General features: G+C 72.6%; 23 protein-coding genes. 13 read left to right on the top strand and 10 right to left on the bottom strand.

Features of this window, described 5'->3' with window-relative positions; translation table 11 throughout:
• The coding region (locus tag AQJ58_RS24340) for a maltotransferase domain-containing protein (protein WP_159056309.1) at positions 1–468 on the bottom strand (468 nt) is incomplete at its 3' end.
• 158 nt (positions 469–626) lie between these two features.
• The gene (locus AQJ58_RS24335; protein ID WP_067253361.1) at positions 627–926 is read right to left on the bottom strand and encodes a DUF5133 domain-containing protein; all 300 of its coding nucleotides are present in this window, start codon (positions 924–926) and stop codon (positions 627–629) included.
• A 226-nt stretch (positions 927–1152) separates the two neighbouring features.
• Between AQJ58_RS24335 and AQJ58_RS24330 the strand changes: the two genes are divergently transcribed.
• Together AQJ58_RS24330 and glgX are read left to right on the top strand one after the other, a co-directional pair.
• Positions 1153–1665, top strand: a complete 513-nt coding sequence (locus tag AQJ58_RS24330) for a pep a2 (protein ID WP_067253360.1) — start codon at positions 1153–1155, stop codon at positions 1663–1665.
• On the top strand, positions 1662–3809 hold the full coding sequence (glgX, locus tag AQJ58_RS24325; protein WP_079079149.1) for a glycogen debranching protein GlgX: 2148 nt from the start codon (positions 1662–1664) through the stop codon (positions 3807–3809). Before AQJ58_RS24330 ends, glgX begins: the two co-directional genes overlap by 4 nt.
• 31 nt (positions 3810–3840) lie before the next feature.
• Here the strand turns inward: glgX and AQJ58_RS24320 are convergent, their stop codons facing one another.
• A complete protein-coding gene (locus tag AQJ58_RS24320; protein WP_067253356.1) occupies positions 3841–4644 on the bottom strand; it encodes a VOC family protein in 804 nt (267 codons plus the stop codon).
• 106 nt (positions 4645–4750) lie between these two features.
• Here AQJ58_RS24320 and AQJ58_RS24315 point away from each other — a divergent pair, with 106 nt between their 5' ends.
• Positions 4751–5086 carry an ANTAR domain-containing protein gene (locus tag AQJ58_RS24315; protein ID WP_067253520.1) on the top strand — a complete coding sequence of 112 codons (336 nt, stop codon included), beginning with the start codon at positions 4751–4753 and terminating at the stop codon, positions 5084–5086.
• 12 nt (positions 5087–5098) lie between these two features.
• Here the strand turns inward: AQJ58_RS24315 and AQJ58_RS24310 are convergent, their stop codons facing one another.
• Complete coding sequence (locus AQJ58_RS24310; RefSeq protein ID WP_067253355.1) at positions 5099–5890, bottom strand: RNA polymerase sigma factor SigF; 792 nt, start codon at positions 5888–5890, stop codon at positions 5099–5101.
• 255 nt (positions 5891–6145) lie between these two features.
• On the opposite strand from AQJ58_RS24310, the gene AQJ58_RS24305 reads away from it, so the two are divergent.
• The 4 genes from AQJ58_RS24305 (at position 6146) to AQJ58_RS24290 (ending at position 8952) form a co-directional block, all read left to right on the top strand.
• Positions 6146–6601 carry a MarR family winged helix-turn-helix transcriptional regulator gene (locus AQJ58_RS24305; protein ID WP_067253354.1) on the top strand — a complete coding sequence of 152 codons (456 nt, stop codon included), beginning with the start codon at positions 6146–6148 and terminating at the stop codon, positions 6599–6601.
• Positions 6598–7425 carry an ABC transporter ATP-binding protein gene (locus tag AQJ58_RS24300; RefSeq protein ID WP_067253353.1) on the top strand — a complete coding sequence of 276 codons (828 nt, stop codon included), beginning with the start codon at positions 6598–6600 and terminating at the stop codon, positions 7423–7425. The genes AQJ58_RS24305 and AQJ58_RS24300 overlap by 4 nt, the downstream gene beginning before the upstream one ends.
• The gene (locus AQJ58_RS24295; protein ID WP_067253351.1) at positions 7385–8245 is read left to right on the top strand and encodes an ABC transporter permease; all 861 of its coding nucleotides are present in this window, start codon (positions 7385–7387) and stop codon (positions 8243–8245) included. Before AQJ58_RS24300 ends, AQJ58_RS24295 begins: the two co-directional genes overlap by 41 nt.
• A gap of 188 nt (positions 8246–8433) precedes the next feature.
• Positions 8434–8952 carry a hypothetical protein gene (locus AQJ58_RS24290; RefSeq protein WP_067253350.1) on the top strand — a complete coding sequence of 173 codons (519 nt, stop codon included), beginning with the start codon at positions 8434–8436 and terminating at the stop codon, positions 8950–8952.
• Between the two features lie 13 nt (positions 8953–8965).
• On the opposite strand, the gene hemC is transcribed toward AQJ58_RS24290, so the two are convergent.
• From hemC to AQJ58_RS24270, 4 genes are all read right to left on the bottom strand, one after another.
• Positions 8966–9901, bottom strand: coding sequence for a hydroxymethylbilane synthase (gene hemC, locus AQJ58_RS24285; protein WP_067253349.1), 936 nt, complete (start codon positions 9899–9901; stop codon positions 8966–8968).
• 113 nt (positions 9902–10014) lie between these two features.
• Positions 10015–10791 carry an NPP1 family protein gene (locus AQJ58_RS24280; RefSeq protein ID WP_067253347.1) on the bottom strand — a complete coding sequence of 259 codons (777 nt, stop codon included), beginning with the start codon at positions 10789–10791 and terminating at the stop codon, positions 10015–10017.
• Positions 10792–10946: 155 nt separating this feature from the next.
• The gene (locus tag AQJ58_RS24275) at positions 10947–11906 is read right to left on the bottom strand and encodes an ATP-dependent DNA ligase (RefSeq protein WP_079079147.1); all 960 of its coding nucleotides are present in this window, start codon (positions 11904–11906) and stop codon (positions 10947–10949) included.
• 111 nt (positions 11907–12017) lie between these two features.
• Complete coding sequence (locus AQJ58_RS24270; protein ID WP_067253517.1) at positions 12018–12461, bottom strand: hypothetical protein; 444 nt, start codon at positions 12459–12461, stop codon at positions 12018–12020.
• Between the two features lie 661 nt (positions 12462–13122).
• Between AQJ58_RS24270 and AQJ58_RS24265 the strand changes: the two genes are divergently transcribed.
• Positions 13123–13575: a hypothetical protein gene (locus AQJ58_RS24265; RefSeq protein ID WP_234360261.1), complete on the top strand. Its 453-nt coding sequence runs from the start codon at positions 13123–13125 to the stop codon at positions 13573–13575.
• A 392-nt stretch (positions 13576–13967) separates the two neighbouring features.
• Here the strand turns inward: AQJ58_RS24265 and AQJ58_RS43440 are convergent, their stop codons facing one another.
• Positions 13968–14174 carry a hypothetical protein gene (locus AQJ58_RS43440; RefSeq protein ID WP_159056308.1) on the bottom strand — a complete coding sequence of 69 codons (207 nt, stop codon included), beginning with the start codon at positions 14172–14174 and terminating at the stop codon, positions 13968–13970.
• 38 nt (positions 14175–14212) lie between these two features.
• On the opposite strand from AQJ58_RS43440, the gene AQJ58_RS24260 reads away from it, so the two are divergent.
• From AQJ58_RS24260 to AQJ58_RS24245, 4 genes are all read left to right on the top strand, one after another.
• Positions 14213–14725 carry a MarR family winged helix-turn-helix transcriptional regulator gene (locus tag AQJ58_RS24260; protein WP_067253339.1) on the top strand — a complete coding sequence of 171 codons (513 nt, stop codon included), beginning with the start codon at positions 14213–14215 and terminating at the stop codon, positions 14723–14725.
• A 110-nt stretch (positions 14726–14835) separates the two neighbouring features.
• Positions 14836–15216, top strand: a complete 381-nt coding sequence (locus AQJ58_RS24255) for a DoxX family protein (RefSeq protein ID WP_067253338.1) — start codon at positions 14836–14838, stop codon at positions 15214–15216.
• Positions 15213–15680, top strand: a complete 468-nt coding sequence (locus AQJ58_RS24250; protein WP_067253337.1) for a peroxiredoxin — start codon at positions 15213–15215, stop codon at positions 15678–15680. The genes AQJ58_RS24255 and AQJ58_RS24250 overlap by 4 nt, the downstream gene beginning before the upstream one ends.
• Positions 15681–15783: 103 nt before the next feature.
• Positions 15784–18138 carry a SpoIIE family protein phosphatase gene (locus tag AQJ58_RS24245; RefSeq protein WP_067253514.1) on the top strand — a complete coding sequence of 785 codons (2355 nt, stop codon included), beginning with the start codon at positions 15784–15786 and terminating at the stop codon, positions 18136–18138.
• Positions 18139–18475: 337 nt separating this feature from the next.
• Here the strand turns inward: AQJ58_RS24245 and AQJ58_RS24240 are convergent, their stop codons facing one another.
• A complete protein-coding gene (locus tag AQJ58_RS24240) occupies positions 18476–19306 on the bottom strand; it encodes an aldo/keto reductase (protein ID WP_067253333.1) in 831 nt (276 codons plus the stop codon).
• 152 nt (positions 19307–19458) lie between these two features.
• On the opposite strand from AQJ58_RS24240, the gene AQJ58_RS24235 reads away from it, so the two are divergent.
• Complete coding sequence (locus AQJ58_RS24235; RefSeq protein ID WP_067253331.1) at positions 19459–20427, top strand: TauD/TfdA dioxygenase family protein; 969 nt, start codon at positions 19459–19461, stop codon at positions 20425–20427.
• Positions 20428–20429: the final 2 nt, after the last annotated feature.

Here is a 20429-nt window from a genome sequence, read left to right as displayed (position 1 = left end):
CAGCGAGTCGTCGCCCAGAGCCCGCGCCGCCCTGAGGACCGTCGTACGGGCCCGGCCCCTCGGCACCCCGGCCGCCGCGCGCGCGTACAGCTCCGCGCCCTCCTCCAGCACCAGCCCCACGTCGAGGCCGGCCGGGACCTTGATCCGCGCCGTCCGGCGCCAGGTGGTGACCGGGTCGCTCCAGGCCTCGACCGCGTACGTCCAGCGGCCCGGCGCGTCCGGGGTGACCTCGGCGCCCCAGCGGTCGCTGCCCGGGGCGAGTTCACGCATCGGCGTCCACGGACCGCGCCGGCCCTTGGGCCCGCGCAGGACGACATTGGCGGCCACCGCGTCATGGCCCTCCCGGAACACGGTCGCCGTCACCTGGAAGCTCTCCCCCGGGACCGCCTTGGCCGGGCGTCTGCCGCCCTCCACCGCGGGCCGCACGTCGCGGACCGGGATCCGGCCGATGACAGGGGTCGGGCTCATTCGTCTCACCTTCGTTGTGCTCATGGCCGGGCTAACGGCCGGATCGCCCGGGCGGTTCTGCGCCGGGTCATCCGTCCGGCCCGCAGCCGGATCTGTCGTCATGTGGTCCGCCGGGCCCGCGGCCCGACTCCCGCTCCGCCACCGGAACGGGGCCGCCGTCACGGCGTCGCCGGAGCGAGCCGGGCCACCGCCCGGCCACCGCGCCGCGCGGCGCCGGCCGCCTGCGGACGGCCGTCCTGCTCCTGTAGGTAGACGGCGAGCGTGGTGCGCAGATACCGCTCCGCCGCGTCCGCGGCCTCGCGCGCGCAGCGCTTTCCCATGAGCACACACAGGGTGTAACCCGAGTCCTCGAAGGTGGCCCGCACCGCGCGGTCGGCCGGGGAGGCGAGCATCACGCGCTCCCACGCCCGGTACCGCCGCAACTGCCTGGCGACCTCGGTCTTGGCCGGTAGCAGCATGACGCAGTCACCTTTCGGGCTCGATGAATGTTTCACTCATGGTGCATGCGCCGACACCAAGCGTCTTGTTGGATCTTCAATCACCCCGGAGTGCGCTCGTGTTGCACGAATGGACTAACGCCCGCACTGTGGGAGGTGACTCAGAAGCGATCAGCGCTCACCCTCCGTATATTCGGCCCGCGGGGGTCCACGGAGCGGGAGCCTCGCCGGTGAGGAGCCAACGACGATGAAGACCGCAGTTCCCTGCTACTACCACCTCGACGTGGACGTCAGTCCGGAGCGCGTCGCACAGGTCGGCCGGATCCTGGCCGCCCACCTGAGGTACTGGGACCTCGAAACCCTCGTCGCCCCCGTCTGCGGTGGCGCCGGGATGCTGCTGACGGCCATCGACGAGAACGCGACGGACAAGTCCCTCTCGATCGAGATGTGGTGGAACGGCCAGCATCTGATCACGGCCGTCGGCGGCAACGACCGTGAGCTGCGCCCCGACCAGGACCTGCGGGGCTGCCTGGAGCAGATCGCCGCCATGAGCGACGGCTGGGGCTGCTGCGCCACCGCCACCGGCAGCAAGGTCATCTGGTTCTCGCAGCGCGCCCGTTCCGGCGAACGCGTCCCGCTGGTGCCGGCCCCGCCGTCGCCCAGCCTGCGCGAAGGACGCCCGGTGCCCCGCGCCCTCCCGGTGGCGGCGCTGGCCGCCCCGGCGGCCGCGGAACCCGGGGCCCTGGAGGCGGTTCGGTGACCTCACCGCCCCACCGGACGGCAGGGGTGCCCGCGTGGAGCGGGCACCCCTACCCCCTGGGCGCCGACTTCGACGGCGACGGCACCAACTTCGCGCTCTTCAGCGAGGTTGCCGAGCGGGTCGACCTGGTGCTCGTGGAGGACGACGACAGTCACCGGACCGTGCCGCTGACCGAGGTCGACGGTTTCGTCTGGCACGGCCGTCTGCCCGGCGTCGGCCCCGGACAGCGCTACGGCTACCGGGTGCACGGCCCCTGGGACCCGGCCGGCGGACACCGCTGCAACCCGGCGAAGCTGCTCCTGGACCCCTACGCCCGCGCCGTCGAGGGCCGGACCGACAACCACCCCTCGCTCTTCGAACGCGCCGGGGACCGTCCCGACCCCGCCGACAGCGCGGGGCACACCCCGCTGGGCGTGGTCACCGACCCCGCCTTCGACTGGGGCGACGACACCCCGCCCCGGCGCTCGTACGCCGACACGGTGATCTACGAGGCCCATGTCCGCGGACTCACCCGCACCCACCCCGACGTCCCGCGCGCCCTGCGCGGCACCTACGCCGGCCTCGCCCACCCGGCGGTGACCGAGCACCTCACCTCGCTGGGCGTGACGGCGATCGAGCTGATGCCGGTCCACCAGTACGTGCAGGACGGTGTGCTCATCGACCGCTGCCTCGCCAACTACTGGGGCTACAACACCATCGGCTTCTTCGCGCCGCACCACGCCTACGCCGCCCGCGGCGCCCGGGGACAGCAGGTCACCGAGTTCAAGGAGATGGTGAAGGCGCTGCACGCGGCCGGCCTCGAGGTGATCCTCGACGTCGTCTACAACCACACCGCCGAGGGCAACGAAAAGGGCCCCACCCTCTCCTTCCGGGGCATCGACAACGCCTCGTACTACCGGCTGGTGGACGGCGACTGGTCGCACTACTACGACACCACCGGCACCGGCAACAGCCTCCTCATGCGCCACCCGTACGTGCTCCAGCTCATCATGGACTCGCTGCGCTACTGGGTGACCGAGATGCACGTCGACGGCTTCCGGTTCGACCTCGCGGCCACCCTGGCCCGGCAGTTCCACGAGGTGGACCGGCTGTCGGCGTTCTTCGACCTCATCCAGCAGGACCCGGTGATCAGCCGGGTCAAGCTGATCGCCGAGCCCTGGGACGTGGGCGAGGGCGGCTACCAGGTGGGCAACTTCCCGCCCCTGTGGTCGGAGTGGAACGGAAGGTACCGTGACGCCGTACGCGATTTCTGGCGGGCCGAGCCGCACTCCCTCGGCGAGTTCGCCTCCCGGCTGACCGGCTCCTCCGACCTGTACGCCCACACCAGGCGCCGGCCGCGCGCCAGCGTCAACTTCGTGACGGCGCACGACGGTTTCACCCTGCGCGACCTCGTCTCGTACAACCACAAGCACAACCAGGCCAACGGCGAGGGCGACCGCGACGGCGAGAGCCACAACCGGTCCTGGAACTGCGGGGTGGAGGGCGAGACCGACGACCCGGCCGTCCTGGCACTGCGCGCCCGCCAGCAGCGCAACCTCCTCGCCACCCTGCTGCTCTCCCAGGGCATCCCCATGATCGGCCACGGCGACGAACTCGGCCGCACCCAGCGTGGCAACAACAACGCCTACTGCCAGGACAACCCCGTGTCCTGGATCGACTGGCGGCTCACCGAGGAACAGCGCCGGCTCACGGACTTCTGCCGCCGCCTTCTGGCGCTGCGCGCCGCCCATCCCGTGCTGCGCCGGCGCCGCTTCTTCCTCGGCGAGACCGTCACCCACGCCGGACAGCCCCTGCCCGACCTGGTCTGGTTCCAGCCGGACGCCCGCGAGATGCGCGACCGCGACTGGCTGCGCTCCGACGTCCACAGTGTCGGCGTCTTCCTCAACGGCGACGCCATCGCCGAACCCGACCCCCGGGGCCGCCCCGTGGTGGACGACTCCTTCCTCCTGCTCTTCAACAGCTACTGGGAACCGGTCCCCTTCCGCCTCCCGGGCACCTCCTACGGCGAACGCTGGACGATCGCCGCCGACACGGCGGAACCGGACGGGCCCCGGGACGAGACGGAGTACAAGGCGGGCGCGGAACTGACCCTGGAATCCCGCAGCCTGATCGTCCTGACGAGACCACCACGCCGCTCGGAGTGAAGGGGGGCGCGGTGCGCGCCCCCGCGGAGGGTCACCTCTGACGCCGCGACGTCACCGTGAACTGCGCCCCGTCCGGATCCCGGAGAATCGCCTCCTCCTCCCCCTCCCGCAACACACTCCCCCCGTGCTTCTCCGCGGCCCGCACAGCCCCCGGCACCTCACCGACGGCGAAATGCACCTGCCAGTGCGGCCTAATGGTGGGATCGGGCGCCGCCTCCAACGCCCCCGACTCGATCCGCGCCACGACATCGCCCCCGCTGCGCAGCACCACCTCGCCGCCCTCGTACCGCACCTCGCAGCACCCGGGCCGGTCCGTGGCCCAGTCGAGGATCTCGCCGTAGAAGATCGCGGAGTCGAAGGCGTCGCGGGTGTGCAGCCGGATGAAGGAGGGGGCCGCCTGCCGCCACGCCTCCCAGTTGCCGATCAGCTTGCCCTCCCAGACCCCGAAGGTCGCCCCCTCCCGGTCGGCCAGCAGTGCTGCCCGGCCCGGCGGCAGCGAGATCGGCCCCACCGCCACGGTCCCCCCGCGTTCCCGGGTGCGGGAGGCGGCCTCGTCGGCGCTGGGGACGGCGAAGTACGGCGTCCACGCCACCGCCATCTGCCACATCGCGGCGACGGCGGCGATCCCGGCCACCGGGACGTCGTCCACCAGCGCCGTACGGAAATGGCCGCCCAGAGTGCCGCGCCGCCACCGCCAGCCGAGGACGGCCCCGTAGAACTCCTGGGTGGCCTCCAGATCGCGGCTGGTCAGGCTCACCCAGCAGGGCGCACCGAACACGGCGTCGGTGGAGAGGACGTCCCGCGCTGGGCGGGATGGGGACGGGTGATCGTTCATGGGGGCTCGCGTTCCTGTCTCCGGGCCGACGGCCGCGGCTCTCCTCCAGTGTCCGGCCGGACGCGCCGACGGCGCCTGCCGAGGACGCCGGTGGCACGATGGAGTGGTGGCACGAGTACCGCACGACCCCGACGACGAAACGGCCTGGATCCGCCGGCTCCAGCAGGAGGTCGACCAGCTCAAGAAGGCGGTCGCCTCCCACGCCGTGGTGGACCAGGCGATCGGTGTGATCGTCACGCTCGGGAGAGTGACGCCCGACCAGGGCTGGGCGATCCTCCGCGAGGTCTCCCAGCACACCAACATCAAGCTGCGCAACGTCTCGGAGCTGATCCTCATCTGGGGCCGCAATGGGGAGATGCCGGAGGAGATCCGGGCGGAACTGGAAGCCCTGCTGGACCAGTACGGCCCCACCCAGATCCCCGGCGCTCCGCCATTGGAGTGAGGGCGGCCCGGGTCACCGCGCCTGCGGCACGACCTCCTCGCGCAGTCGGGCGAAGCAGCTGCTGAGCAGCCGGGAGACGTGCATCTGCGAGATGCCGAGCCGCTCGGCGATGGTGTTCTGGGTCATGCCCTGGAAGAACCGCAGATAGAGGATGGTGCGCTCGCGCTCCGGGAGCGCCCGCAGACAGGGCGCCACGGCGACGCGGTCGACGACGGTGTCGTAGCCGGGGTCGGGTTCGCCGAGGGCGTCGGTGAGGGCGTAGCCGTCGGTGCCGGGCAGCTCGGCGTCCAGCGACAGCGCGGAGAAGCACTCCAGCGCCTCCATGCCGGTGTGCACCTCTTCTTCGGTGAGCTGCGCGTACGCGGCGATCTCGGCGACGGTCGGCACCCGGCCGGGCGTCGTCTGGGCGAGTTCCTTCGTGGCGTGCCGCACCCGGTTGCGCAGGTCCTGGACCCGCCGGGGCACGTGCAGCGTCCACATGTGGTCACGGAAGTGGCGCTTGATCTCGCCGGTGATCGTGGGCACCGCGTAGGCCTCGAAGGCCCGGCCGCGCCCGGGATCGTAGTGGTCGACGGCCTTGACCAGTCCGAGGGCGGCGACCTGGTACAGGTCCTCCAGCGTCTCGCCGCGACCGCGGAAGCGGACGGCGATCCGCTCGGCCATCGGCAGCCAGAGCCGGACCAGTTCGTCGCGCAGGGCCCGGCGCTCCGGCCCCTCGGGCAGGGCGGCCAGCCGTGCGAAGGACTGACCGGTGTCCGGGGCGTCGTCGTGGGGGTGCTGCCGCGTGCTGACGGTGGGACGCATCGTGCGTGCCTTCCCGAGGGGGTGCCGAGGATGGAAGGGCACCGTGGGACGCGCCCGCGCGGACAATTCGGCGATCGCCCGGGGCGCCCGCCAGGCGGGGGTCCCACGGACGTGCCTCCTGTCCGAAGCACATCTGTCCACCTTCCCGTGCACGCACTTCCGAAACCTTTAGTCCGGTTATGTCGGAATTTCTTTGACTGTTCCTGGGGAGATTCACCTCTGACATACCTCTGACACAGAGGTAATCTCGGCGGTGTGGACGAGGAGACCTTCCCGGAAGAGCTCGCCGACGCGCTCGTCGGCATCCAACGGCTGCTGCGGCGCCGTCTGCGCGCCGGGCTGACCGTGCCCCGGCTGCGCGGCGCGGAGGTCGAACTGCTGCGGCTCGTCGAGTCCCGGCCCGGCATCGGGGTCTCCGACGCCGCCAAGGAGCTGTACCTCGCGGGCAACTCCGTCTCCACCCTGGTCAACCAGCTGGTCAGGGACGGGTACCTGGTCCGGGAGACCGACCCCGCCGACCGGCGTGCCGCCCGGCTGCTGCTCACCGAGGCCGCCGAGACCCGCCTGCGGGCCTGGAAGGCGCGCCGTGCCGCGCTCGTCCATCGGCATGTCACCGGGCTCGACGCCGCCGACCGGGAGGCCCTGCGCGCGGCGCTGCCGGCGCTGCGCTCGCTCGCCGTCAGTCTGCACGAGGAGGCCGAGGACGCATGACCGCCGCCGTCACCTGCACCGCGCTCGCCCACGCCTTCGGGGACACCAGGGCCGTCGACGGGCTCGACCTGACCGTCCGCGAGGGGGAGGTCTTCGGTCTGCTCGGCCCCAACGGGGCGGGCAAGACCACCGCCATCCGCTGCATCACCACCCTCCTGCCCGTCCCGTCCGGCATGGTCGCCGTCTTCGGCCGGGACGCCGCCCGCGACCGCATGGCCGTACGGCGGCTGCTCGGGTACGTCCCCCAGCAGCTGTCGGCCGACCAGAACCTCACCGGCCGGGAGAACGTCGTCCTGTTCGCGCGGGTCTTCGACGTGCCCCGCCGGGAACGCGCCGCACGCGTCGCCCAGTCGCTGGCCGCCGTCGACCTCACGGACGCCGCCGACCGGCTGGCCGGCACCTACTCCGGCGGTATGGTCCGCCGCCTCGAACTGGCCCAGGCCCTGGTGAGCGCACCCCGGCTGCTGATCCTGGACGAGCCCACCATCGGGCTCGACCCGATCGCCCGCACCGGCGTGTGGGAGCACATCACCGCCGTGCGCGAGGCCACCGGCATGACCGTCCTGGTGACCACGCACTACATGGACGAGGCCGACCAGTACTGCGACCGGGTCGGTCTGATGCACCGCGGCCGTATCCGGGCCCTCGGCACCCCCGCCGAACTCCGCCGCGACCTCGGTGAGCGCCGCGGCCTCGCGCCCACGGACCCGCCGCCGAGCCTGGAGGACGTCTTTCGGGACGTCGCCGGCAGCGGCCTCGACGACACGTCAGGAGACTTCCGCGATGTCCGAAGCACCCGCCGCACCGCGCAGCGCGTCGGCTGACGTGGCACACGAGCGGGGCATCGACCTGCTGCTGCGGCCCCCTGTGCCGCGGGCCGGCTGGCGGGTGCTCCCCGCCCGGGTCGCGGCCCTGTGCGCCGTCGAACTCCAGAAGCTGAGCCACGACCGCACCGAGCTCTACACCCGGGCCGTGCAGCCCGCCCTCTGGCTGCTGATCTTCGGTCAGACCTTCAGCCGCATCCGGGCGATCCCCACCGGCGGCATCCCCTACATCGACTACCTCGCGCCCGGCATCATCGCCCAGTCCGCGATGTTCATCGCCATCTTCTACGGCATCATGATCATCTGGGAGCGGGACGCCGGGGTCCTCAACAAACTCCTCGTCACCCCCACCCCGCGCTCGGCGCTGATCACCGGCAAGGCCTTCGCGGCCGGAGTGAAGTCGCTGATCCAGGCCGTCGTGGTGATCCTCATCGCCGCCCTGCTCGGGGTCGCCCTGACCTGGAACCCGCTGAAGCTGCTCGGGGTCGCCGGGATCGTCGTGCTCGGCTCGGCGTTCTTCTCCTGCCTGTCGATGTCCATCGCGGGCATCGTCCTCAGCCGTGACCGGCTGATGGGCATCGGCCAGGCCATCACCATGCCGCTGTTCTTCGGCTCCAGCGCCCTCTACCCGGTCGCGATCATGCCGGGCTGGCTCCAGGTGATCAGCAAGGTCAACCCGCTCAGTTACGAAGTGGACGCCCTGCGTGGTCTTCTCCTCGGCACCCCCGCGCACCTCGCGCTCGACTTCGGGGTGCTCGTCCTGGCCGCCGCGCTCGGCATCACCGCGGCCTCCGCACTGCTCGGCCGGCTGGCTCGCTGATCTTGTCGGCGACGTGATGTGCGGCACGCCCGCGGACCGTCCCGCGGCGGCCGTCGGCGGATTCTTCCTGCGCACGGCTTGATCGACGATCAAAAGGGGTGAACGCCCTGGCCACAGCGCATTCCGCTCATTTGACAGTGCGCTGAGCACACGGATAGGAAGCAGCCGGAGAAGTCGAGAGGTGGACTGTGGACGAGCCGAACGTGGTCGGGGACTGGCAGGAGTACGACGAGCAGGCCGGTCTGCGGGTCCGCGTCCACCAGTTGGAGGTGTCCGAGCCGCCGCGGGGCCGCGACGACGCGGCCGAGGGGCTGACCTACTTCCGGCTGCGGGTGACGGTGGAGAACCGGGGCACGGGGCACTCCACGATCCATCTCGAGGACGGTCAGATCGACGTACGGATCGGGCCCGACGGCGAGAGCGCGTTCATCGACTGGCGCAACTCGCAGTTCATCGAGGGCTTCGACGTCTACCCGCTGCGCCGCGCGACCGCCGTCCTGTACGCCGCGGGGCCCGAGGCGGCGCTCGGCCAGGTGGACGTGCAGATCCAGTTGCGGGTCGACGACGAGTGGGCCGACCGCCGGCTGTGGACCGGCGGTATCGGTCTGCGGGACGGGGCGCTGCCGACGGGGCCGGGCCGGGACAGCCTGGCCCGCCAGGTGAGCAACTTCCTGCGGGACCAGGCCGCCGAGGAGGGCACCGCCTGAGGGTGCCCCCGGATCAGTGCGGGATGCCGTCGATGATCTCGCGGGCCCCCTGACGCAGCAGCGACACCGCCACCGAGGTGCCGAGGGTGGCCGGGTCGAGCGGGCCCGCCCACTCGTGGGCGTTGAGCCGCACCTTGCCGTCGGGCGTGAACACACAAGCCCGCAGGGACAGTTCCCCGCTGCGGTCCACCCGGGCGAACCCGGCGATCGGGCTGTTGCAGTGTCCCTGGAGGACATGCAGGAACATACGCTCCGCCGTGGCCTCCCGGTGGGTGGCAGGATCGCCGAGCCCGCTGACGGCGTCGATCAGCTCGGTGTCGCCCTCGCGGCACTGGAGCGCGAGGATGCCCGCGCCGATCGGCGGCATCATCGTCTCCGGCGACAGCACCTCGCTGATCACGTCCGTACGCCCGATGCGCTCCAGGCCGGACACCGCCAGCAGCAGCGCGTCCGCCTCGCCCGCCGCCAGCTTCTCCAGCCGCCGGTTGGCGTTGCCGCGGAACGGCACGCACTCCAGGTGCGGGTGGGTCGCGGCCAACTGGGCGATCCGGCGCACCGAGGAGGTGCCGATCCGGGTGCCGTCCGGCAGTTCGTCGAGGGTGAGCCCGCCCGGGTGGACCAGGGCGTCGCGGATGTCGTCGCGCCTGAGGAAGGCCGCGAACACCGTGCCCGCGGGCAACGGCCGGTCCGCCGGCACGTCCTTGACGCAGTGCACCGCCAGATCGGCCTCACCGGCCAGCAGCGCCGCGTCCACCTCCTTGGTGAACGCGCCCTTGCCCTCGACCTGGGACAGATCGCCCATCCACTTGTCGCCGGTCGTCTTCACGGGGACGACCTCGGTGCGCACCCCCGGGTGCAGCGCGGCCAACTCGGCGCGGACACGCTCCACCTGGGCCAGCGCCATGGGGGAGTCTCGGGACACGATGCGGATCAGTTCCGGAACGGACATGCGGGACACGATAGACCCTCGCGCCCCGCACTCCGCACCGCTTCCCGGTTTCCGGCCACGGGTCACCGTGTGAACCGTGGCCGGAAGGGGGAGGACGAAGGGTTGCGCAGCGGTCACGCGTTGGGGTCGAAGGCGATCCCCGACGGCTTCGCCGACGCCAGGTGGGCCGTGAAGTTGCCGTCCTTGAGGCCGAAGTTGGCGCTGCCGAAGTCGTACGCGCTCAGCTTGTCGCGCAGGCCCGACGGATAGCCGTTCCAGCCGACCAGCGGCGGGTACTGCCAGGTGTGCTTGGCGTTCTCCGGCGGCTCGTCGCCCGGGTTGCCGAGCCGGAAGCAGTGGGTGCGGATGCCGTCCTTGTGGTAGACGACCTTCGCGTGCGTGCCCTCGAAACGGACCTCGGAGACCGGGTGCACGGTGAACCCGCCGTGGTTGGACGTCGACACGTACTGGACGCTGCCGTTCTGCACCCACACCACGACGTGCTCCCAGTCGTGCCGGTGCCCGCCGATGCTGCTGCCCGCGAGGGCCTGGTCCTTCTCGAAGTACAGGCCGTACAGGTACGCGCACCAGCCGTTGTTGCACTTGTAGCGCGAGTAGCTGTTGGTGTTGTCGAGGTCGGACGCGTCGTGGCAGTCGCCGCTCAGCGAACCGGTCGGCTTCAGCCCGCCGTTGATGGTGCCGTCCCGGCCGATGGCCGGGGTGGAGTAGCAGCCGTCCGTGTCGTAGTCGAACGCGGGCTGGTACGTCAGTTCGGCCGCCTCGGCGTTCTGCGGCAGCGCCGCCGGGGGAGCCGCGAAGGCGACCGAGGGGACGGCGAGCACGAGGGCTGCGGCACCGGCGAGTCCGGTGAGCCACCTCCTGCCGTGAACCTTGAACGTAGATGACGACACTGCGTCCTCCTAGGGGATCCGGGCGCAGCCGAACGGCTGTGGGGGAAAAGGGAGTTGAAGGAGGATCAGCTTCCACGGTTTTCGCTCCCAAGCCAAGTGCTCGCAGGCGTATCAGTGGTGAAGCGCAGCCCAACAGTTGGCCGTTCGGTGCCGTGTCAGGCGGAGTTGTCCGGAAGGTCGGCCGCCGACTCCTCGGGGGTGAGGTCGGTGCGCAGCCGCAGCCAGGAGGGCTGGCGCAGCAGTCCGGCCCGGGTCCGGGTGCTGTAGCGGACCTCGCCGACCAGCCGGGGCGCCACCCACCGGGCACCGGCAGCCGCGGGGACGGGGTCGAAGGGGCACACCGCGGTGGCCCCGGCCCGCAGCAGCGCGCCGAGTTCGGTGCGCTCGGCCTCGCTCCAGCCGGTGCCCACACTGCCCACGTACCGCAGGGCGCCCGCGGCCGTCCGCTGCCCGACGAGGACCGCCCCGGGCAGCCCGGTCAGCCGTCCCTTGCCCGGCGACCAGCCGCCGATCAGCACATCGGCGGTGCGCAGGTTGCGGATCTTGATCCAGGCCCGGGAGCGCACCCCGGGCTCGTACACCGAGTCCAGCCGCTTGCAGACGAGCCCCTCCAGACCGTGGAGGCGGGTGGCCTCCAGGGCCTCGCGTCCGTGTCCGACGAGTGCGCGCGGCGTCGACCAGAACGGCCCCTCGAGGCCCAGCTCTTCGAGCCGAGCCCGGCGCCGCGCGTAGGGCAGCCGCAGCAGTGGGTCCCCGCCGAGGTGCATGACGTCGAAGAGCACGAGGTGCACCGGCACCACCGCCGCCATCCGCGCCGCCCTGTCCGGCGCCTGCGCCAGCCCCATCCGGGACTGGAGCAGCTGGAAGTCGGCCCGGCCCCGCGCGTCCGGCGCCAGCACCTCCCCGTCCAGTACGGCGGCCGTGGCCCCCAGCGCCGCGCCCAGCGGCCCCAGCTCCGGATAGGCCCCGGTGATGTCCTCGCCGGAGCGGGCCCGCAGCCGGAGCGTCCCGTCCCCGGGGAGGTACACCACGGCCCGCTGCCCGTCCTGCTTGGTCTCGTAGGCCCAGCGCGTGTCCTGGGCGACCGGGGGCAGCTTGCCGGGCGTGGCGAGCATGGGAGGGATGAGAGGGAGCGTCACGGGTGAGGTGTCGACCCCCGGGCCCCGCGGCACGCACCCGGCGCGGCGGTTTCCCCCGAACGGCTGCTCGGTCCCCCGAACGGCGGCTCAGTCGCCCGACCGGCCGAAGACGCCCAGGTGGCTCGGCCGGTCGCCGGTGTAGAGCAGGACGTACCGGCCGGTCCAGCGCACCGCGCACTCGGCGCTCAGCGCGGGCCCGGAGTCGTACACCTCCCGGAACCGCTCCGGTGTAGGTCTGTGGCTGCCGAAGTGGTGTCTGACCCGGTCCGCGGGCAGTGGCCGCAGCGTGCTGGTGTCCTCGACCGCGTACTCGTCCGGCGGTGCGCAGGTGCCGACGACGTGCAGGATGTCGAGGATCGAGTGGGTGCCCTCCTGGCTCATGAACTCCGCGTCCTCCCAGAGCTCCTCCAGGCTCGCGTAGACGCCGTCGGCGCCGTACTCCCGCGCGAACTCCTCGGCGTGCAGTGCCCTCAGGGACTCCTCGACGCCGCCCGTGTACGGCGTGACGTAGTCCCAGCAACTCGCGCCCATCGCGCCCCCCTTGCGATCGGTGAACCGTCCCGTGCCCGCCACGGTAGGGCAGGCCACTGACACCCCTCGTCCAAGTGGCCCGCACCCTCGGCCACCGAGGTCGTCGCCAGGCCGGGGGGCCGTCCGCTACCGGGATCGTCGCTGTTTCTGGTGGCCGCGGTCGGGCGTGGGGCGGTTGGTGTGGCGTCGCGGGAGCGGACGGCGTATCCGAGGTTCAAGAGGCTGATCTCGGAACGGGAGTTGCGGGAGTACTTCACGCCGTCGGCGGAGGAGACGACGTGGGCGCGTGAACGTACGCATGACCGCCCGGGCCGGGTCTTGGGGCTGCTGGTGGCGGCGCCGGTGAAGGCGTATGCCGCGGACCTGGTGAATGTGGAGGGGTCCTTAAGTCGCGGGGCACGCGCTCAGCCCCAGATGGCGCCCGTACCCCGACCCGAGGCGTTTGAGAGGTCAAGTAGCATGCAATCGGGGCCAGTTACGCCGCTGTTGATGGTTCAGCCCCCTGTACGGGATCGAGAGGATAAACAGAACTTCCATGCTTCCCCCCACGAAAAAATTCCTCCGCGGCGGCCTGGCCGTTGCCTCGGCCGTAGTCGCTCTGGCGCTTGCTCAGGCCACCCCTGCCGCCGCTGACCCTCTGGCCGGCGCCGCGCACCGCACGGTGACTGTCGCTGCGGGCGAGACCTTCCATCTGAAGCTGGCCGCCACGCCTACCGTCCTGCCGGAGTCCGGTGGCACGGTGGCTGTCGCCGGCAACGGCTACAACAGGGCCCAGGGTGTCTTCCTCGCCTTCTGTGTCATCCCCGACACGGTCCGGGTCGGCGACCCGACGACTTACACCAGCCTGCCCACACCGTGCCTCGGCGGCCGGGAGTCCACCGACGGCTCGGCCCGGCGCATCACCGACACCGCCACCAGCACACCCGGCGCCACCATCCCCTACGAGCCGGGCGGTTCCTTCCTCACCACCCTCAATCTGCGTCCCGAGATCGCCGACGGCCTCGTCTGCGATGTCACCGTGCGATGCGCCATCGTCACCCGCGCCGACTTCACCGCCACCGCCGACCGGTCGTACGACCAGTACATACCCGTCCACTTCGAGCACCGGGGATAGCGGCCCCGCCGTCTGGTGGGGCGGTCCGCCGTCCCACCAGACGCAGCCCCCCGTGGGACCGTTCACGGACCCACGGGAACTGTCACACCCACCCGTGCCTGACACCGCACCACGAAAAGCGGCGTCCAAGGACCTACCGTCCCGTCGAGCGCTGCCGCCCGGCGGCGCATCCCCCGCATCCCGTCGGCCGCCGCGAGGGCTTGTACGGCCCCCACCAGCCCCACTCGGTGAGGATCGGTGCCGTACGCCCGCCGGGCCGGCCGCTCCACATCGACAGGGCGACCAGAGGGGCCTGGGCGTGGTGGCCGCGCACGGCGCCGAGCTGTGGCGCAGCGAGCGGGACCCGCACGACGGGCGGCCGTGCCCGGGGCGAGGGCCGCCGGCAGCGCCGTCTACCAGGCCGCCCCGACGTCGGTCGGCCGGACGATCAGCCGCAGGACGAGCGCCCGGCGTCCCAGCAGCCCGCTCCCCACCCCGTCGACGACCGGCCCGAGCGGCCACGGTGTGCCTGGGTCGCGCACGGCCGCGCGCACCCGGTGCCGCACCGGACCGGTGAGCGGTGGGTGCGCCTCCCGGATCTCCCACGGCGGACGCGGCAACTTACTTGAGTTACGCAACGAGATGCTAGCGTGGTCGCATGCCCACCGAACCGCTCCCCCTGCCTGCCGTGGCCACCCCGGAAGTGATCGAGATCGAGCGCGCGCTCACCCGGATCACCTACCTGAGCACCCGTGCCCGCCGGCACGACCGGCTGATGGCGATGGCCGGTGTCCCCCTGGACCGGGCCGCCGTGGCGCTGCTGCGCCAGGTCGCCGACTCCGAGCCGCTGCGGCCGGGGGAGCTGGCCCAGCGCCTGGGCGTGGAGGCCTCCCACGTGACCCGCACCGTACAGCAGCTCCAGAAGTCCGGCTATGTCACCCGGGTGCCCGACCCCGACGACGGGCGGGCCCAGCGGATTGAGCTCACCGGCGCCGGCCGCGAGGCCGTCGACCGGATCCGGGACGCGGGCGCCCGGGGGATGCAGCTCGCCCTGTCCGGCTGGTCCCCCGAGGAGCTCGGCCGGCTCGCCACGCTCTTCCACCGCATGGTCGACGACGTCCTCTCCTGCGCCGTCGACGACGACACCGACCAGTCCGCCGTCAGCGCCTGACCCGCTGCCGGCGCAAGGGAGTTGAAGGGCGTCCGCAGTGCCGTACCCCGCTGACGGAGCCCTCACTACCGTCCAGTAATCTCGGGCGTCAGGACTTCAGAGGAGGAACCTTGTCCCGGTCCGGACGCTCACCCCTGCTGCTGGCCGGCCTGCTGGCCACTGCGGGCGTAGCCCATTTCGCCGCCCCCCGCTCCTTCGACGCGACGATCCCGCGCGCCCTGCCGGGTTCGCCCAGGGCCTGGACGTACGGCAGCGGCGTCGCCGAGCTGGCACTGGCAGCCGGACTGGCGCTGCCGCGGACCCGCAAGGCGGCCGCCCTGGCCAGCGCCGCGTTCTTCGTCGGCGTCTTCCCCGCCAACGTCAAGATGGCGCTGGACTGGCGCGACCGTCCCACCCCCGTCAAGGCCGCCGCGTTCGGTCGGCTGCCCCTGCAGGTGCCCCTCGTGCTGTGGGCCCGCAGCGTCGCGAACGGCACGGAAGGACGGTCATGACGAAGACACTGGAGACCGGCGACAAGGTCGAGGACTTCTCGCTCCCCGACGAGACCGGCACGGTGCGCAGCCTCACCGAACTGCTCGCCGAGGGCCCTGTCGTCCTCTTCTTCTACCCCGCCGCGCTCACTCCCGGCTGCACCGCCGAGGCCTGCCACTTCCGTGATCTCGCCGCCGAGTTCGCCGCCGTGGGCGCCCGGCCGGTCGGCATCAGCGGGGACTCCGTCGACCGCCAGCAGGAGTTCGCCGGCCGCCACACCCTCGGGATGACCCTGCTGTCCGACGGCGACGGCGAGGTGCGGGAACGGTTCGGGGTGAAGCGCGGCGTCTCCCTCATGCCGACCAAGCGGGCCACCTTCGTCATCGCCCAGGACCGCACCGTCCTGGAGGTCGTCCGCAGCGAACTGCGCATGAACACCCACGCCGACCGAGCCCTGGACGCCCTGCGCGCCCACCGCGGCTGAGCGGCGCGCGGGCCCCGACCCCCCGGGCCGGGGCCCGTGCCTCCAGTCCGCGACCGGATCCGCGCGGTTGATGCACCCGGGCAAAGGGACCATTCTGGACGGCATGGAGCATGTCGTCGCTGCGGCGGTCATCGATGCCCGGGGCATCGTGACGGGCTGGAGCGAGGGTGCCCGACTGCTGACGGGGCATCCGGCCGAGGAAGCCGTGGGGCGGGCGGCGGCCGACCTGCTCGCCGAGGACCTCCCGGCCGCCGGCGGACAGGCCTGGAGCCGACCGGTCGTCGTACGCCACCGCGACGGGCACCCCGTCACCCTCGCCGTCACCGCCTGTCCCCTCCTCGGCACCGGGGGAGAGGCCCTGGGCTGGACCCTCACCGCGGAACGCGCCGCCTCGCCCGAGCCCACCCTCGCCGGGCGCGCCTTCCAGCAGGCGTCCATGTCGATGTCCGTCTTCGACCCCGGTCAGCGCTATCTGCGGCTGAACGAGGTCGCCTGCAAGGTCATGGGCGTCTCCGAGGACGTCCTGCTCGGCCGCCGCTTCCCGGACACCGTGGAGGAGGCCGAGCACAGCAAGGGGTTCAACTGGCACCTGCGCCAGGTCGTCGAGACCGGCCGCCCCCTGCGCTACGAGAGCTGCACCGGCGCCCCCTCCCTCAACCGGGAGCACGCCTGGACCACCGAGATGTGGCCGGTGCGGGACGCCTCGGGCGAGGTCGCCGGGGTCGCCCTGGCGGCCTTCGACAACAGCGACCAGTACTGGGCCCGCCGCCGTCTCGCCATGCTCAACGAGGCCGCCGCCTCCATCGGCACCACCCTCGACGTCGTCCGCACCGCCGAGGAGGTCGTCGAACTCCTCGTCCCCCGCTTCGCCGACTTCGTCAGCGTCGACCTCCTCGACTGGGTCCTGGGCGCCGACGAGCCGCCGCCCGTGCCCGAGGGGGAGATCGTGCTGCGCCGGGTCGCCCACGGCTCCGGCCGGGACGGCACCCCCGAGGCCGCGGTCCGCCTCGGCGGCACCGACACCCATCCGCCGTTCAGCCCGCCCGCCCGCGCCCTGCGGGAGGGGCACGCGATCCGCAGCAAGGCCGGTGAGCCCGACTTCATGTGCTGGCTCGCCGAGCGCGACACCCGCGCGCCCGGGGGCAGCCCCTACCGGCGCGGGGCCCACTCCATGATCTCGGTGCCACTGCGTGCGCGCGGCACCACCCTGGGTGTGCTGGTCGGCGTCCGGATCGCCCACCCCGACGACTACGAGGCCGACGACGCCGTCTTCGCCGAGGAGCTCGCCAGCCGGGCCGCCGTCTGCATCGACAACGCCCGCCGCTTCGCCCGTGAACGCACCACCGCGCTCGCCCTCCAGCACAGCCTGCTGCCGCGCGGACTGCCCGGCCAGGCCGCCGTCGAGGTCGCCCACCGCTATCTGCCCAGTGGCTCCACCGCCGGCCTCGGCGGCGACTGGTTCGACGTCATCCCGCTCTCCGGCAGCCGGGTCGCGCTGGTCGTCGGCGACGTCGTCGGGCACGGCATCCCCTCCTCGGCCACCATGGGGCGGCTCTGCATGGCCGTGCGCACCCTCGCCGACGTCGACCTGCCGCCCGACGAACTGCTCACCCACCTCGACGACCTCGTCACCCACCTGGCGGGCTACCAGGAGGGCGGCCAGGAGGGCGGCCAGGAGATCGCGGAGCTGGGAGCCACCTGCCTGTACGCCGTCTACGACCCGGTCAGCCGACGTCTCGCCCTCGCCGCCGCCGGCCATCCCGCCCCGGCCCTGCTGCTGCCCGACGGCCGGGCGGAGCTGGTCCGGGTGACCCCCGGCCCTCCGCTCGGCGTCGGCGGGCTGCCCTTCGAGGCGGTCGAGCTGGAGCTGCCCGAGGGCGCGGTCGTCGCCCTCTACACCGACGGCCTGATCGAGGACCGGGACCGGGACGTCGACCGCGCCACCGGCGAACTGTGCAGCGCCCTCACCGCGCCGGCCGACACCCTCGACGCCCTGTGCGACACCGTGCTCAAGGCGGTCCTGCCCGAGGAACCGGGCGACGACGTGGCCCTGCTGCTGGCCCGCACCCGCGCCCTCGGCGCCGACCGGGTCGCCACCTGGGACGTCGATCCCGACCCCGCACGGGTCGCCGCCACCCGGCAGGCAGCCACCGCGCAACTCGCCGCCTGGGGACTGGAGGAGACCGCCTTCGTCACCGAACTCGTCGTCAGCGAACTGGTCACCAACGCCATCCGCTACGGCGAACCCCCCATCCGGCTCCGGCTGATCCGCGACCGCAACCTCATCTGCGAGGTGAGCGACGGCAGTTCCACCTCGCCGCACCTGCGCCGCGCCCACGCCTTCGACGAGGGCGGGCGCGGCCTGCTGCTCGTCGCGCAGCTCACCCAGCGCTGGGGCAGCCGGCAGACCGACCGGGGCAAGACGATCTGGGCGGAACAGAGCCTCGAACCGCAGTGACCATGCGGGGCGCCGCCGATCGGGGTGAGCGCGTCACCGTCGTACGGCTGCCGTGGTGGCCTCTCCCCGGCCGCCGCCGGTGCTGTCCGGCTCCTCGGCCGCCGCCGGTGCTGTCCGGCTCTTCGGCCGCCGCCGGTGCTGTCCGGCTCTTCGGCCGCCGCCGGTGCCGTCCCGCTCCTCGGCCGCCGGGGCGCCGGACCCGGCGCGCGGCTCCTCGGCTTCCTGCGCGTCGTGAGCCGATCACGCCGGAAGCGGGCCGGGCCCGAGGGCCATGGCCGCATCGGCGGCGAGGCGGCCGGGAGGGGCGAGGCGGAGCCGGGTGCCGCGCGGTCCCGGCTCAGAACTCCTCGTGGGTCTCCGGATCGCCGCCCAGCCGCTCGTGGGCCCGGTCCGCGATCACGCCCATCTGCGCCGGACCCAGCGCGAAGCCGAAGACGTCCAGGTTGGCGCCCTGCCGTCCGGGGTCGGCCGACTTCGGGATGGGGACCGCGCCGAGCTGGACGTGCCAGCGCAGCACGACCTGGGCGGGGGTGACGCCGAGCGCCTCCGCGACCTGGACCACCGCGGGGTCCTGGAGCAGGGCCGAGCCCCGCCCGAGCGGGCTCCAGCTCTCCGTGACGATGCCCTTCGCCGCGTGGAAGGCCCGCAGCTCGTCCTGCGGGAAGAGAGGGTGCAGCTCGATCTGGTTCACCGACGGGAGCACACCCGTCTCCTTCTCCAGGCGCTCGATGTGCTCGGGTGTGAAGTTCGAGACGCCGATCGAACGGACCAGACCCTCCTCCCGCAGCTTGATCATGGCCCGCCACGAGTCGACGTACCTGCCGACCCGGGGGAGCGGCCAGTGGATCAGATACAGGTCGACGCGGTCGAGGCCGAGACGCTGGCGGGACTCCTCGAAGGAGGCGAGGGTCTCCTCGTAACCGTGGTGGCGGCCCGGGAGCTTGGTGGTGACCACGATGTCCTCGCGCGGGACCCCGCCTCGCGCCACCCCGCGCCCCACCCCGCTCTCGTTGCGGTAGTTCGTCGCCGTGTCGACCAGCCGGTAGCCCAGCCCGAGCGCACCGGCCACCGCCTCCTCGGCCTGTGCGTCGTCCAGCGGCCAGGTACCCAGACCGAGGGCCGGAAGCCGCGTAGCGTCGTTGAGCGTGTGCACCGGGATGTCGATCACCGTCTGCCCTTCCCTCGGAGCGGGTTGCGTCACTCCAGCCTCACGGATGAAGGGGGCCCGCTCAACCGGGCCGGACCGCGGGCACTGTCGCCAGGGCGGCGATCGACTGTCACGATCTTCGGCGAGGGGTGTTCACGACGATCGGAGCGGGCATGACGACGGACTTCGACAGCGAGGCGGCGGGCGCGGCCGGGGTCGAGGTGAAACCGGTCGCCGGGCACATCGGCGCCGAGATCGAGGGTGTGGACCTGGCCGCAGGCCTCGACGACGCCCAGGTCGCCGCGATCCGGGCGGCCGTGCTGCGCTGGAAGGTGGTGTTCTTCCGCGGCCAGCGCCTCGACCACGCCGGGCACGTGGCCTTCGCCCGGCGGTTCGGCGAGCCCGTCGTGCCGCGCGGACGGGGCAGCGCCTCACCGGCGGACTTCCCGGAGATCGAGACCACCGCCGACCGGCTGGAGCTCGGCGGCAGATTCGGCATGGAGCACGACGAATGGCTCCAGCGCCGCAGGCACACCCTGCTGCGCGGCTGGCACTGCGACCACGGCGCCCGGATCGACCCGCCGGCCGCGACGATCCTGCGCGCCGAGACGGTCCCGCCCTACGGCGGGGACACCACCTGGTCCAACCTGGCCGCCGCGTACGCCGGACTGTCCGCGCCCGTCCGGGATTTCGTGGACCGGCTGAGGGCCGAGCACCGCCTCGGCGTCGGCTACCAGCCGCGGCCCGGCGAGGACGCCTACGTCCGTCATCTGCTCGACCACCAGGTCGCCGCACTGCACCCGCTGGTCCGGGTCCACCCGGAGACCGGGGAGCGGATCCTGTACGTCAACGGCTACTACGTCGAGCAGATCGCCGACGTCTCCCGGGCCGAGAGCCGCGCCCTCCTCGACCTGCTGCTGGAACAGGCGGTGCGGCCCGAGTACACCGTCCGCTTCCGCTGGGAGCCCGGCAGCGTCGCCTTCTGGGACAACCGGGCCACCATCCACCTCGCCCCCGGCGACAACGCCCACCTCGGCTTCCCCCGCACCATGCACCGCGTGATGCTCGCCGGTGACGTCCCGGTCGGGGTGGACGGCAAGCCCTCGGAGCCGATCACGGGCACCGAGCCCGGCCGCTGGTGAGG

Origin of the sequence: Streptomyces sp. DSM 15324 (assembly GCF_001514285.1) — a bacterium.
Lineage (GTDB): Bacteria > Actinomycetota > Actinomycetes > Streptomycetales > Streptomycetaceae > Streptomyces.
This window is presented reverse-complemented; position numbering and strand designations above follow the sequence as displayed.